The following is a 14499-nucleotide window of genomic DNA, read 5'->3' as shown; positions in this document are numbered from 1 at the left end:
ACCATTATTACAACGCACGGTACTTATCTCTCAGTCTCTGACGAACCCACTCCGCAAGCGCGTTTACTGCAAACGTAAACACAAATAAAATCAATGCAGCTAGGAACAGCAGGCGATAATGCGAACTTCCAACTTCCGACTCTGGCAACTCAACGGCGATGGTCGCCGACAGGCTGCGCAATCCTTCCAAAATATTCCAATCCATTAATGGCGTATTGCCCGTTGCCATTAATACAATCATGGTTTCGCCAACAGCGCGTCCCAGGCCCATCATAATGGCAGAAAAAATACCTGGGCTTGCAGTAAGCAAGACAACATAGATTAAAGTTTGCCAAGGCGTGGCCCCTAATGCCAAAGAGCCATCCGATAAATGCTTCGGTACAGAGAAAATGGCATCTTCGGCAATGGTAAAAATCGTCGGGATAACAGCAAACCCCATCGCTAACCCCACCACCAATGCATTGCGTTGATCGTAACCAATACCATGCTCGGTTAAGAATAAGCGCATATCGCCACCAAAGAACGTCTGCTCAATCGTAGGCGAAATCCACACTCCAAGCCCAATCAGTACCAATATGACAGGCATGAGCACTAAAGCATGCCAACCATTAGGCAGACGATTCCGCAAAGGTTGCGGTATTAATGCCCATAGCCCGCCCATAATCATGGTGCTCAAGGGCAAAACAAACAGCATAACGACGATCGTAATCAAATGATCTTCGACAATAGGCGCGAACCACAATCCCGCGAGGAAACCTATGATCACCGTCGGCAGTGCTTCCATTAGCTCAATCGACGGTTTTACTACACGACGCATGCGTGGCGACATAAAGTAAGCCGTATAAATAGCACCTAGCACTGCGAGCGGTACTGAAAACAGCATCGCAAACATCGCCGCTTTTATCGTTCCAAACGCAATAGGTACTAGGCTGAACTTAGCCTCAAAGTTATCGCTCGCCGAAGTCGATTGCCACACAAATTCAGGCTCAGGATACCCTTCGTACCACACTTCTTGCCATAATGAAGACAATGAAATTTCCGGATAGGCATTGTCCACTTCCGCAACATTTAACGCATTATTTTGCCAAGTGATTAAGTAGCGTTCATTGTTAGACATTGCTGCGATTGCGGGCGCTTGATTGTACGCACGCTTAAACAACACCAGTTTTTCACTGGTTGTATAATGGCTTTGCAACGTGCCGTTGGTGTAAAAGCTATAAAATCCTTTTCGATGAGAATCCGGCAACAAATACTTAAGCTCTGATGCCAATTTAAAATCACGAATATGCGTTAACGTGCGTTTTTCTTCTTGCAGCGTATCAAACCATTGCGACACCCGACCATCGTTGTGCGTCACCAAAAGCGAGTAAGCACCAGCCAATAAGTCTATCGTACGAACGGAATGCTTCTTATCACCTTGAGTGAGATCGACCACCTCTCGCACAGCAAATTTACGTGCGGTTTTCTTTAACACGATCAACTCAGAGCCATCGCGCAAATAAAGCGTTTCACCGTCAGGTGTCAACAACATTTGCTGAGGCGTATTAAAGCCTGAAGAGAACGTAAAATCGATCGTTGTAGGAGACGTACCCAAAGACGAAGCCACTTGCCAGCGAGCTTTCACTTCACCACTTTGCGTCTGCCAAACAACCGTTGGTAAGGGCGTCGAAGCTGCAAATACAAACTGAGTCACAGGATCTTGAGGCGTACTTAGTGTCAGATCCATGCTGGTGTCTAGCTCAATCACTTCCGGAGGACGTGTATTTTCTCTCAATGTAGCATTAAATTCTGGCTTGAAAAGGTTCGCTTTACCCTGCCCATCAACAAATCCATACCAACCTAGCCCAGGAGCAGATTGAGAGAAAGCAACGGGTTTCTGGGCGATTTGCTGTGTATACACCGCAGGTTTCGTAGGATCGTCCATCGACAAATATTGAATCTCACCACTTTGGGTTAGAACGAACGCGAGCTGAGCGTAATCATCCACTGAAATCGCAAGTGGTGTTTCAATATGAGTGGCTCGAATGGCTTGGTTGGTTTTGATCTCCGCATCAGAAAAAAGCGGAATGATCACCATGGCGAGGTAGACAAAGATCAAAATAAGCGCCGCGAGTACGCCGACACCACCAGATGTCACTGCAAGTCGAACTAAACGATCTTTTATCAGTCGTTTCTTATCTTTTTCCTGCAATGAAAACTCGGCTTGTGCCATTTAAATCTCTACCTTTTTTGACTTAGTACTAGAATATGTCGTTAAGATGACAATTATATTACAGATCACATTAAACACCTGAAAAGAATACAACTCTTATGCAATGCGTGGTATGAAATAAATCTGTAATGAAAATCTCATAATGTTCTCACTCATCCATTTTTCCAAGATGAGTACGTAATACTTCACTTTTGGCTAGGTAAGGTTATGAGCGCAGAAAAACTATATATAGAAAAAGAACTGAGTTGGTTGTCTTTCAACGAACGAGTATTACAAGAAGCTGCCGATAAAACCGTCCCTTTGATCGAACGTATTCGCTTTCTTGGGATCTTTTCCAACAATTTAGATGAATTTTACAAAGTACGCTTTGCGGACGTGAAGCGCAGAATCCTAATCAGCCAAGAGCGCGGTGGCAGTGATAGCCCTAAACGACTGTTAACCAAAATGCAGTCGAAAGCACTAAAGCTTAACGAACAATTTGATGAGCTTTACAGCGAGTTGATTCGAGAAATGGCGCGACGTCGCATTTTCTTGGTCAACGAGCAACAACTGGATGAATCGCAACAAAAGTGGATCGCGAAATACTTCCGTAGAGAGGTAATGCCGCATATCACTCCCCTCCTAATGAAAGACGAGATCGATGTTCTGCAATTTCTCAAAGACGAGTACGCTTACATCGCCGTAGAACTGCGTAAAGAAGAACATTACCAGTACGCTCTGATCGAAATTCCGACCGATCACCTTCCCCGCTTTGTGATGGTACCAGAACAGAAAGGAAAGCGTCGAAAAACCATCATCTTACTTGATAATATTATCCGCCACTGTTTGGACGAGCTGTTCAAAGGCTTTTTTGATTATGATGAGCTTAGCGGCTATGCGATGAAAATGACGCGTGACGCTGAATACGATTTACGCAATGAAATCGAGTACAGCTTGCTTGAACAAATGTCAGAGGGTGTCAATCAGCGACTGACAGCAAAGCCCGTTCGCTTCGTCTACGAACGCGATATGCCGCCTCAAATGTTAGAGTTTCTGTGTAACAAACTTAATATCTCTAACTACGATAACCTTATCCCCGGCGGACGCTATCACAACTTTAAAGACTTCATCGGCTTTCCAAATGTTGGACGAGAATATCTTGAAAATAAACCTCTCCCGCCAATGAAATGTGCCGATTTCGAAGGTTATGCCAACAGCTTTGACGCGATTAAAGCGAAAGATATTCTGCTCTATTATCCCTACCACACTTTTGACCACATTAGTGAGTTAGTGCGCCAAGCCTCCTTCGATCCCAAAGTACTTAGTATCAAGATTAACATTTATCGCGTCGCGAAAGATTCTCGCTTGATGAACTCTTTAATTGATGCGGTGCACAACGGCAAAAATGTCACTGTGGTCGTCGAACTGCAAGCTCGCTTTGATGAAGAAGCCAATATCGAATGGTCAAAAGTATTAACCGAAGCGGGTGTGCACGTCATCTTTGGTGCGCCTGGCCTTAAGATTCACTCAAAGCTATTGATGATTAGCCGCCGCGAAGGTGAAGAAATTATTCGTTACGCACACATCGGCACAGGCAACTTCCATGAGAAGACGGCACGAATTTATACCGACTTCTCCCTACTTACGGCAGATCAAGAAATTACTAATGAAGTCCGTAATGTCTTCGGTTACATTGAGAATCCATACCGACCAGTGAAGTTCAATCACCTTATGGTATCTCCTCGTAATTCTCGAACCCAAATCTACCGCTTAATTGATAATGAAATTGCGAATGCCAAGCTAGGGAAAAAAGCCGCTCTTACGATCAAGGTCAATAACCTAGTCGATAAAGGCATCGTCAATAAGCTTTATGGAGCAAGTACTTCCGGTGTAAAAATAAACATGATCATTCGAGGTATGTGCTCATTAGTACCGGGCATTGAGGGGATCAGCGACAATATTCGCATCATCAGTATTGTTGACCGCTTTCTTGAGCACCCTCGCGTGGTGATCACCCACAATGATGGCGATCCGCAAGTTTATATCTCCTCCGCAGACTGGATGACAAGAAATATTGATCACCGTATCGAGGTAGCAGTACCAGTCCGTGATCCACGTTTGAAACAGAGAATTATTGATATAACGAATATCCATTTTACCGATACAGTAAAGGCTCGTTTAATAGATAAAGAAATGAGTAACGCTTACGTACCACGAGGTAATCGCAAAAAAGTTCGCTCTCAAATCGCTATCTATGACTATCTTAAAAATATAGAAAAGCAAACTAGAAAACAAAATTCAGATGCCTCAAATACTTGAACAAGATACTCGCTACATTGCCGCGATAGACCTCGGCTCAAACAGTTTCCATATGGTGGTGGCCAAAGTTGTTGGCAGTGACCTACAACTGGTTAGTCGTCATAAACAACGTGTTCGCTTAGCATCAGGACTCGACAGTGAATTGAACTTAAGTCACGCCGCAATGGAGCGTGCGCTAGAATGCTTAGCCATGTTCGCTGAAAGGTTGCAAGGGCTTGATGAGTCAAATGTACGTATCGCCGCCACACACACACTAAGACGCGCTAAAAATGCCCACCTTTTCATCGAGCGTGCAAAAGAAGTGATGCCTTTCCCAATAGAAATTATCCCTGGAGAAGAAGAAGCCCGCCTGATTTACTTAGGTGTCGCGCACACTCAAGTAGAATCCAACTCCAAACTAGTCATCGATATCGGAGGTGGCAGTACCGAGATGATTATTGGACAAGAATTTGAGCCTGAGCTTCTCAACAGTAAACAGATGGGATGCGTCAGTTTTACAGAGCAATACTTTAAAAACGGCAAACTGTCAGGCAAAAACTTCAGTAAGGCGATGTTAGCGGCCGAACAAAAACTCGAGTCCATCGCCTCAACATATCGTAAAAAGGGCTGGGATATTGCTCTCGGCTCATCAGGAACCATCAAAGCGATTCAAGAAGTGCTAGTAGGATTAGGTTTTGAAGATGGCCTGATCACAGCGAGTCGACTGGATACACTTATCGAAACTCTGTGTAAATTTGATTCAATTGAAGATATTGAACTGACTGGTCTAACAGAAGAACGTAAACCCGTATTCGCAGCAGGCGTAGCGATTTTGTCCGCGATTTTCAAAGCGCTTCGCATTGAGCAGATGTTTTTCTCCGATGGTGCTCTGCGCGAAGGCCTGTTGTACGAAATGGAAGAGCGTTTTGCGCGCTCCGATATTCGCATGCGCACCACAGAAAATTTAGCCAACAAGCACCGGGTCGACTTAGAGCATGCCGCTCGTGTTAAGGGGCATGCACGTGAGATGTTATGTCAGGTACGCTCTGAACTAGGCATTAAGAAAAAGAGTGAGTTATTTGACTTACTAGAGTGGGCAGCGTTGCTTCATGAAGTCGGATTAAGTATTAACTTGCGTAGTTTCCATCGCCACTCTTTTTATATTCTGTTGCACTCCACCCTACAAGGCTTCAACCGTGAGCAGCAATTAGTGCTTGCAACATTAGCTCGCTTCCAGCGTAAAGCGCTCAAATTGCAAGAACTACCAGATTTCAACCTCTATAAACAGAGTGACGTTATAAGCCTCATCAAAATATTACGACTTTCTATCGTATTAAATGGGCAGCGTAATGAAGATCCATTGCCTGATATCACCTTATCTATCAAAAATGACGAATGGATTCTCACATGCACAGATGAAGCATGGCTAGAAAACAATAAATTACTTCACGCGGATTTACAGGAAGAACAAGAACGTTGGGACAGCGCGAAGTGGACACTCACTTTCTGATCTCGTACTGTCCATACCTAAATAAAAAGTCGGCTTACAGGCCGACTTTTTTTAACTCTTCTTCTGCAAAGTCTGCCGTAATGGGCACATAACCATCTTTCTCAACCAACGCTTGTCCCTGAGCAGAAAAGACAAAGCGAATAAACTCAGCTTCAATTGGTGTTAATGGGTAATCAGGGTGCTTATTCACGTAAACATATAAGTAACGTGATAGTGGGTACTTACCACTAACAATATGTTCTCGCGTTGGAGTCACGTAGTCATTTCCCATTTTAGCCACAGGGACTAAGCGCACGCCTGCCACTCGATAACCAACACCGGAATAACCAATTCCACTGATGGTTGACGCTACAGCTTGCACTACTGACGCGGAGCCTGGCTGCTCGTTAACTCGAGTCTTGAAATCGCCGCCACACAAGGCATTACTTTTGAAGTAACCATAAGTTCCAGAAACGGAGTTACGACCAAACAACTGTACGTTTCGCTTTGCCCACTGTGATTCAAGACCGAGTTGCTGCCAGTTTGTTACAAATTGACTTTCGCCACAGCGTAGCGTGGCAGAAAACAAAGCATCTAATTGACTAAAGTTAAGACCTTGAATTGGATTATCTTGATGAACAAAAATACCGATTGCATCGATGGCTACCCTAAGCGCCGTTGGCTTGTAGCCATGTTCACGTTCAAACGCTTCTATCTCTCTTAAACGCATAGGGCGACTCATGGGACCAAACTGAGCTGTTTGTTCGGTCAATGCTGGAGGGGCAGTAGAAGAGCCAGACGCTTGGACTTGCGCATTAATATTCGGGTAAATGGATTTAAACTCTTCAACCCAAAGCGTTGTCATACCCGCAAGTGTATCGGAGCCAACAGAGAGCAAGTTCCCGACAATCCCCGTCGTTTTATGATAACTCGGCAATGGTTTATCTTGAGCGGCAGCCATAAAAGAACAAACAAGCGCGAATAAACTGAATGTTTTTGCTAATCGTAAAGCCATTATTTCACCACCAAACGCTCAGGCAATACGAAAGAAAACTTACTGCCCACACCTACTTCACTGTGAATTTCTAAATGAGAGTCATGGTGACTCAGCGCGTGTTTTACAATGGCTAGCCCTAAACCACTTCCACCAGTATCACGTGATCTTGCTTTATCCACTCGATAAAAACGCTCGGTAAGTCGGTGTAGGTGCTGAGGTTCAATACCATCACCGCTATCTTCCACCTCTAAGCATGCGCCTTGAGAGGTCTGGAACCAACGAACATTAATGTTCGCACCAGGTGGTGTGTATTTGACGGCGTTATAAACGAGGTTAGAGATAGCACTACGTAACTGGTCATCATCGCCCAACACGCGTAGGCTTGCATCAACATCAAATTTCAATTTATGTTGGTTGTCCCCACTAAGGCTAACCGCCTCTTTTTCTAACACTTCAAGCATCGCGGGCACATTCACGACTTCCTCAAGCTCATGCATAGGTGCCGCTTCAATTTTAGATAGTGTCAGTAGTTGGTTCACCAAACTGTTCATGCGGTTAAGCTGCTCCGTCATGACACCATGAGCTTTGCTCCACATTGGACCCACGACCATATCAGGGTCTTCTGTCATCTCAAGATAACCTTGTAGCACCGTCATTGGTGTACGCAGTTCATGAGATACGTTGGCAAAGAAGTTGCGACGCATTCCCTCAAGTTGTTTTAACTGGCTAACATCACGCACCACCATCAAATGTTCACCTTCGGTATACGGTACGATACGTAGTTCTAGCATGCGTTCGACATTGAGTGGTGAACGCATTTCTAATGGCTCTGAAAAGTCTTTCTTGTTGAGGTACTTGATAAAATCAGGTGTACGAATGAGATTGGAGATAGGTTGACCTGAATCTTCTGGCCAATGGAAGCCCAGTAAGTGCTGAGCCAGCTTGTTGCACCAAACAATATTGCCTTCAGCACGGAATACCACTACCGCATCGGGTAGCGATTCTGCACCATTTCGGAATCGACGAATAAGATTAGTAAGCTCTTTTCGTTTGCGGCGTTGGCGCTGTTGTAAGCGATACAACCCATTGAACAAAGATTCCCAGTTACCGCTACCAGATGGTGGCGTGAGGCGTTTTTCATCCCATAACCAAGAAGATAAACGTACTTGGTTATGCAAATGCCACACAAGCTGCAATGCCGTAGCTGCCAAAAGCAACCACGGCATATAACCGAATATCCAACCTACTATCACCCATGGGGTGTAAAAAAAAGCCAGCTCCCAGGCCAGCTTTTTCCACGTTAATCTTTCAACCACTCATAACTCCAGAAATGGTACCGATAAGCTGCGTGTTAATTTATGCCTTCGTCGAGAAGCGGTATCCAGCACCACGAACAGTTTGGATCAGCTTATCATGCCCTGCAGCTTCCAATGCTTTACGCAGACGGCGAATATGAACATCGACTGTACGGTCTTCGACATACACGTTGGTGCCCCAAACATTGTTTAATAGCTGCTCACGGCTGTATACGCGTTCTTGATGCGTCATGAAAAAATGAAGCATCTTAAATTCTGTTGGGCCCATGTCTAATGGCGCATCATTAGCCGTAACACGGTGCGATACAGGGTCAAGCTTCAATCCCTGTACATCAATTACATCTTCTAGTGCAGTAGGGGTAACGCGACGAATCACCGCTTTTAGGCGTGCAACCAACTCTTTAGGAGAGAATGGCTTGGTAATGTAGTCATCCGCACCGACTTCTAAACCGCGCACTTTATCTTCTTCTTCACCACGAGCGGTAAGCATCACAACTGGAATGTTGCGCGTTAATTCCTCTCGCTTCATATGTTTGATGAAGTTAATGCCACTACCGCCTGGTAACATCCAATCCAGTAAAACTAAATCAGGGAAGGGTTCAGACAGTTTGGTTACTGCAGTATCGTAATCTTCCGCTTCTACCGCTTGGTAACCTTTTTGCTCAAGTACGAAGCACAGCATTTCGCGAATAGGAGCTTCGTCTTCAACAACCAGAATCCTTCTAGACATAATTGAGTAACCTTATGTTCGTTGAGCTAATGAATTTAAGAGACAAAGCGCCTCTCTATGCATAAGCATTATCACTACCAATTATGACACTTTTGTGACCTTTGAAAACAAATTTTCATATAACTTTCTTTTGAGGTTCATTCGGATATTTTTCATTTCTATTAAGACATCAGCACAAAAATTCCCTATGATTAGTCCCTTGTCATCAAGCCTAGAGAAGATTTATGTGGTTTAAAAACTGTCTGGTATACCGCGTTAACCGCGAGGTTACTTTTAACGCCGAACAACTAGAAACTCAGCTGTCTGAATTCCGATTCACCCCGTGTGGCAGTCAAGACAAACAGAAATTTGGCTGGGTCAGTGCAATGGGTAGACATGGCGATATGATGACTCACGTGTCAGAAAACCGCATTCTGATTTGCGCCAAGAAAGAAGAGAAAATGCTACCTGCCTCTGTGATCAAAGAATCATTGAATGCAAAAGTGGAAGCAATGGAAGCGCAAGAAGGTCGTCCTCTGAAGAAGAAAGAGAAAGACAACCTGAAAGATGACATCGTAATGGATTTACTGCCGCGCGCATTCAGCCGCAGCAGCCACACTCACGTGCTCATCATGCCAAAAGAAGGTTTTATCCTTGTTGATGCAAGCAGCTATAAAAAAGCAGAAGATGTATTAGCATTGCTTCGTAAAACCATGGGTAGTCTACCTGTTGTTCCTGCTATTCCAGAAGTGGCGATTGAAACTACGCTAACCGAGTGGGTGAAAAGCGGTGACACACCTCAAGGTATCAGCATGATGGACGAAGCTGAGCTAAAATCCGTACTTGAAGAAGGTGGTGTGATTCGCTGTAAGAAGCAAGAGCTAACCACTGATGAAATCCGCAACCACATCGCTGCGGATAAAGTCGTGACGAAACTTGCGCTTAATTGGCAAGATCGTATTGAGTTCATTATGACGGAAGATGCAGGCATCAAACGTCTAAAATTCTCTGATGAATTGAAAGATCAAAACGATGATATTCCACGTGAAGATCAAGCAGCTCGATTTGATGCAGACTTCTCTCTAATGTGTGGAGAGTTCAGTGCTTTCCTTCCCAACCTATACGATGCGCTAGGCGGCTTACCGAATCCTAACGCTTAATTTTGTATAAAGGTTAACCATAACGCCCTCACTTTTTTTGAGGGCGTTTTTCTATCTGAAGCACAATTACCCTAGTCACAGTTCACATTTTGACGTAAAATTTGCGCCCCATTTCCATTAGGTGGAATTGGCCTGACTTGTGATCAGATAAAAGAGAATTGAGCAATGACAACTGAGAAAGCATTCGTGCCTGAGCTACTATCTCCAGCGGGCAGCCTGAAAAACATGCGTTACGCATTCGCCTACGGGGCAGATGCAGTTTACGCTGGCCAACCTCGCTACAGCCTTCGCGTACGTAACAACGAGTTTAACCACGAGAACCTAAAAATCGGTATCGATGAAGCCCACGCCCTAGGCAAAAAGCTTTATGTGGTATGTAACATTCAACCACACAACTCGAAGCTAAAAACGTTCATCCGTGATCTTAAGCCAATCGTAGAGATGGGTCCTGACGCATTGATCATGTCAGATCCAGGCCTAATTATGATGGTTCGTGAAGCTTTCCCAGAAATGCCAATTCACCTTTCTGTACAAGCGAACGCTGTAAACTGGGCGACCGTTAAGTTCTGGGCAGCGAATGGCGTGGAACGTGTGATCGTTTCTCGCGAGCTATCTCTAGAAGAAATCGAAGAAATTCGTGAGCATTGCCCTGAAACTGAACTTGAAGTATTCGTTCACGGTGCATTATGCATGGCTTATTCTGGTCGTTGCCTACTTTCTGGCTATATCAACAAACGTGACCCTAACCAAGGCACTTGCACTAACGCATGCCGCTGGGAATACAAAGTTGAAGAGGGTAAAGAAAACGACGCTGGTGACATCGTAGAGAAATTCGACCCGACGGAAGCACAGCCTGTCGAAGTACAAGACGAGCGTCCTGAAACCACAATTGGTCGCGGCAAACCAACAGATGAAGTCGTTCTACTTTCTGAAGCACACCGTCCAGAAGAAAAAATGGCAGCTTACGAAGACGAGCATGGTACTTACATCATGAACTCTAAAGACCTACGAGCGGTTCAGCACGTTGAACGCTTAACTAAGATGGGTGTTCACTCATTGAAAATTGAAGGTCGTACTAAATCGTTCTACTACTGCGCACGTACCGCTCAAGTTTATCGTAAAGCAATTGATGATGCTGTAGCAGGTCGACCATTCGATGAAAGCCTAATGGGTACACTAGAAAGCCTAGCTCACCGTGGCTACACTGAAGGCTTCCTACGCCGTCATACACACGATACTTACCAAAACTACGATTACGGTTACTCAGTCTCTGATGCTCAACAGTTTGTTGGTGAATTCACTGGCAAACGTCGTGGTGACATGGCTGAAGTAGAAGTAAAAAATAAGTTTCTTGTCGGTGATAGCCTTGAACTAATGACGCCAAAAGGCAATATTGTTTTCACGCTAGAGGCAATGGAAAACCGCAAGTCAGAGTCTATTGAAGACGCGAAAGGAAACGGTCACTTTGTATTCATTCCAGTACCAGCAGAGCTAGATTTAGAATATGGCCTATTAATGCGTAATCTAAACTCAGGGCAGGACACCCGTAACCCGACTGGTAAGTAACCATGGCCTTGCTCATTACTGATAAATGCATTAACTGCGACATGTGTGATCCCGAATGCCCCAATGGGGCAATCAGTATGGGAGAGAGCATTTTCGAAATTGATCCAGCGCTATGTACAGAGTGTAAGGGGCATTACGAAAAGCCGACCTGTCAGTCAGTGTGTCCAATTACAAAATGCATAATCACTGATCCGAACCATGTCGAAACTGAAGAGCAGTTGCTTGAAAAATTCGTGATTATTCAAGGGTTAGCATAAGAGCAATTAGGTTCAACTTTGGCATCAAAGTTGAACCTTTTCTCAACCTGATTTTTCAATAGGGATAATATTGCAGAACAGCTCTTTTTCAAAATGATACTCTAGTCTCTCACGCCAATTTTCCGCTTGAGAAACAGGTATTAAATAAAAGTTTTCTCGGCTCGTATCAGTAACGAAAGCCATCCCATATTGCATCAGCTCATAATGCACATCATTAACAAAACCCGGATCAAGGCGTTGACGCCCAGTCAGGTGATTCACATCCTCTCGAGTCAAAGAGACTCCTTTAGTATCACTGCTAAATCTGTGTCTTAACCACTCTGCAAATTCTTTTGCACAAATCATAGTCATGGTTTTGTCCTTGATTTACTCTTCTAACAGGAAAAGGGCATATCCCTGCCTAACACACTTGTCTGCGTTGTTATCGCTTTTTAGCCAACTGACAGACATATTGCTAAGAAACCAGAGTATCGTGACGAAAGATCTTTTTCTAAACAAAGAAGTTACAACTTACCCATACTACAACTCTTTGTTTAATTTAGATTTCTATAATATGTCCCCAAAACTAATTGGGTTAGTTTTTGTATTGGTATTATTCAATGTAGACAAAAGTATGATGTTTCTCCAGTTTCATAAAAGAGATCACCAAGTACAGATAAACCTGGAGAGTAACACTAATTAGGATTGATAAGCGGCAAGCATTGAGGTGGAACGACTTTTTTTCGTTTGGGCTTAGAGGTTGTTTTTACCCGTGGAGGGGTATCAATAGGTTTCGCTTTCGGGGCCCAACTTGCGAGCTCAACACCGCAGCCATCGCCTACTGGAGGTGGTGCTTGATCAACACAATAGTCGCTCGAATCAGGACAAGACAACCTGACGTGAAAGTGGTAATGATGCCCCCACCATGGACGTACTTTACGTAACCAAGAACGATCTTTGCCGTTTTCTTGCAAGCAAAGTTGCTCCTTAATAACAGGATGTACAAAAATTCGTGCAACATCCTTACTTTTTGAAGCGTACCGAATTAGCTTAAAGTGCCGTTCTTCCCAGCGATGATTAAGTATGGAATAACCTTTTAAATCCACCACACTCATGGGCTTAGGAAGTTGTAATTCGTTATAAGAAAGCGGTTGGTCAGCAAGCCTTAACCAGATATCGATATCTAACCCGGTTTGATGACTAGAATGACCAGAGGAGAACCTTCCACCTCTAGGTAAAGACAAATCACCAATCAACAGAGTGGTGTTGAGATTTTGATGAGCTTTAAGCGCCAGATTTTCAATAAACTCTATCGTTTTAGGGTGCCCATAGTAGCGCTTCGTTTTACTACGTAAGACTTGATAACCAACGCCATCGAGAGGCAAGGGTAATGCACCATCTAAACAACCGTTAGCATAACTACCAATAGAGGAGGAAGAGTTTCGGGTAGGATTAACCGCAGACTCCCAAGGAGTAGAACATACTGAAGCTGAGAAACATAAACCCAAAGTTACAATGAAACTCAGCCTCATAGCCTTTAACCTTTAGTAGTGTTCGCCATTATCGTAATAAGCTTTAGGAGATAAGGCGGAAAAGATAACTGCAACATCAATATCGGCACCAGCGATAGCGCGCACTTGTTGCGTAATAAGCTTGGCAACTTCATCTTGCACTACCTGGCCACGGTCGAACCAAAGCACTTCGACAAAAGGATATGCAGCACTCACCTCACCCTCATTGAAAAACGTAGTGTAGATATACTCAAAAGTAAAATCCTCACGCGGACAGTCCATTAGAGGCTGAAGTTCATCCGTAAGGGGTTTTGATAATGCCTGAACAGCTTGTGGCTCTACAGCACGGAATCGAAAATGTGGCATAAACTTACTTCCTAATTATTAGCATCAATGCATGATGATAACAGGAACCAAGTCAGTAATCATCCAAGCCAATGTAACCACTGACCTTTCAATAGATTGTGAATCAGATGTGCTCGATAACGAAGAAAAAGCGTTATGAAAATTCGAAGGTAAAACAGAAAGAGCAAAGCGATACATCAACATTTAATAATTACATTACTAGAAAATAAAACTATCTGAAGCAAAGGTATGCCATATTCGTTGGATAAACATACACCTGACGTCGAAACTATACGTTAGGAATAAAAGAGCCCCTGACCTAAGCCAGAGCTTATGAACATGGGGGATAGGTGAAGTGGACCAATATCCCGGAGATATGAGCTTTCAATCCCCCCGATACTTTGGTACCAGAGGAATCGACAACTCTTCCAACTAGTCAGCTTCTCTTTTCTTCAGATGCAAAAAAGCCCCAGCATTACTGCTGAGGCTTTAGAGTATGGCAGGGGTGGAGAGATTCGAACTCCCAACACGCGGATTTGGAATCCGCTGCTCTGCCAATTGGAGCTACACCCCTGTAATTCGTGTTTATTGAGACGACGCTCAAATAAGTGGCGGAGTGGACGGGACTCGAACCCGCGACCCCCGGCGTGACAGGCCGGTATTCTAACCAACTGAACTACC

At 44.2% G+C, this 14499-nt stretch carries 12 protein-coding genes and 1 tRNA gene; 5 read left to right on the top strand and 8 right to left on the bottom strand.

Annotated features, from left to right (window positions below):
• Positions 1–7 precede the first annotated feature (7 nt).
• A complete protein-coding gene (locus tag R7Z78_RS21165; RefSeq protein ID WP_005381747.1) occupies positions 8–2212 on the bottom strand; it encodes an ABC transporter permease subunit in 2205 nt (734 codons plus the stop codon).
• A 207-nt stretch (positions 2213–2419) separates the two neighbouring features.
• Between R7Z78_RS21165 and ppk1 the strand changes: the two genes are divergently transcribed.
• Entirely contained in the window at positions 2420–4510 is a 2091-nt protein-coding gene (gene ppk1, locus R7Z78_RS21160) for a polyphosphate kinase 1 (RefSeq protein WP_005381748.1), read from the top strand.
• Positions 4494–5999, top strand: a complete 1506-nt coding sequence (ppx, locus tag R7Z78_RS21155; protein WP_005381749.1) for an exopolyphosphatase — start codon at positions 4494–4496, stop codon at positions 5997–5999. The genes ppk1 and ppx overlap by 17 nt, the downstream gene beginning before the upstream one ends.
• A 34-nt stretch (positions 6000–6033) precedes the next feature.
• Here the strand turns inward: ppx and R7Z78_RS21150 are convergent, their stop codons facing one another.
• Genes R7Z78_RS21150 through phoB form a run of 3 tightly spaced genes read right to left on the bottom strand, consistent with a single transcriptional unit; the run spans position 6034 to position 9021 of the window.
• The gene (locus R7Z78_RS21150) at positions 6034–6993 is read right to left on the bottom strand and encodes a PstS family phosphate ABC transporter substrate-binding protein (RefSeq protein WP_104975875.1); all 960 of its coding nucleotides are present in this window, start codon (positions 6991–6993) and stop codon (positions 6034–6036) included.
• Entirely contained in the window at positions 6993–8291 is a 1299-nt protein-coding gene (phoR, locus tag R7Z78_RS21145) for a phosphate regulon sensor histidine kinase PhoR (protein ID WP_005383667.1), read from the bottom strand. The genes R7Z78_RS21150 and phoR overlap by 1 nt, the downstream gene beginning before the upstream one ends.
• 40 nt (positions 8292–8331) lie before the next feature.
• Positions 8332–9021: a phosphate regulon transcriptional regulator PhoB gene (gene phoB, locus R7Z78_RS21140; RefSeq protein WP_104975874.1), complete on the bottom strand. Its 690-nt coding sequence runs from the start codon at positions 9019–9021 to the stop codon at positions 8332–8334.
• Positions 9022–9245: 224 nt separating this feature from the next.
• On the opposite strand from phoB, the gene rdgC reads away from it, so the two are divergent.
• The 3 genes from rdgC (at position 9246) to R7Z78_RS21125 (ending at position 11983) form a co-directional block, all read left to right on the top strand.
• Entirely contained in the window at positions 9246–10160 is a 915-nt protein-coding gene (gene rdgC, locus R7Z78_RS21135) for a recombination-associated protein RdgC (RefSeq protein WP_005381753.1), read from the top strand.
• A 165-nt stretch (positions 10161–10325) separates the two neighbouring features.
• On the top strand, positions 10326–11726 hold the full coding sequence (gene yegQ / locus R7Z78_RS21130; protein ID WP_005381754.1) for a tRNA 5-hydroxyuridine modification protein YegQ: 1401 nt from the start codon (positions 10326–10328) through the stop codon (positions 11724–11726).
• Between the two features lie 2 nt (positions 11727–11728).
• The gene (locus R7Z78_RS21125; RefSeq protein ID WP_005381763.1) at positions 11729–11983 is read left to right on the top strand and encodes a YfhL family 4Fe-4S dicluster ferredoxin; all 255 of its coding nucleotides are present in this window, start codon (positions 11729–11731) and stop codon (positions 11981–11983) included.
• 42 nt (positions 11984–12025) lie between these two features.
• Here the strand turns inward: R7Z78_RS21125 and R7Z78_RS21120 are convergent, their stop codons facing one another.
• The 4 genes from R7Z78_RS21120 to R7Z78_RS21105 form a co-directional block, all read right to left on the bottom strand.
• The gene (locus R7Z78_RS21120; protein ID WP_005381765.1) at positions 12026–12334 is read right to left on the bottom strand and encodes a hypothetical protein; all 309 of its coding nucleotides are present in this window, start codon (positions 12332–12334) and stop codon (positions 12026–12028) included.
• Between the two features lie 323 nt (positions 12335–12657).
• Complete coding sequence (gene mepA, locus R7Z78_RS21115) at positions 12658–13494, bottom strand: penicillin-insensitive murein endopeptidase (RefSeq protein ID WP_017633932.1); 837 nt, start codon at positions 13492–13494, stop codon at positions 12658–12660.
• 12 nt (positions 13495–13506) lie between these two features.
• A complete protein-coding gene (locus R7Z78_RS21110; RefSeq protein WP_104975873.1) occupies positions 13507–13839 on the bottom strand; it encodes a DUF1904 domain-containing protein in 333 nt (110 codons plus the stop codon).
• Between the two features lie 476 nt (positions 13840–14315).
• Positions 14316–14392, bottom strand: a tRNA-Trp gene (locus R7Z78_RS21105).
• Positions 14393–14499 lie beyond the last annotated feature (107 nt).

The sequence above is a fragment of the Vibrio sp. 1167 genome, assembly GCF_033340375.1.
Classification (GTDB): Bacteria; Pseudomonadota; Gammaproteobacteria; order Enterobacterales; family Vibrionaceae; genus Vibrio; species Vibrio alginolyticus.
The sequence above is the reverse complement of the archived record's forward strand: the minus strand, read 5'-3'. Positions and strand labels throughout refer to the sequence as shown.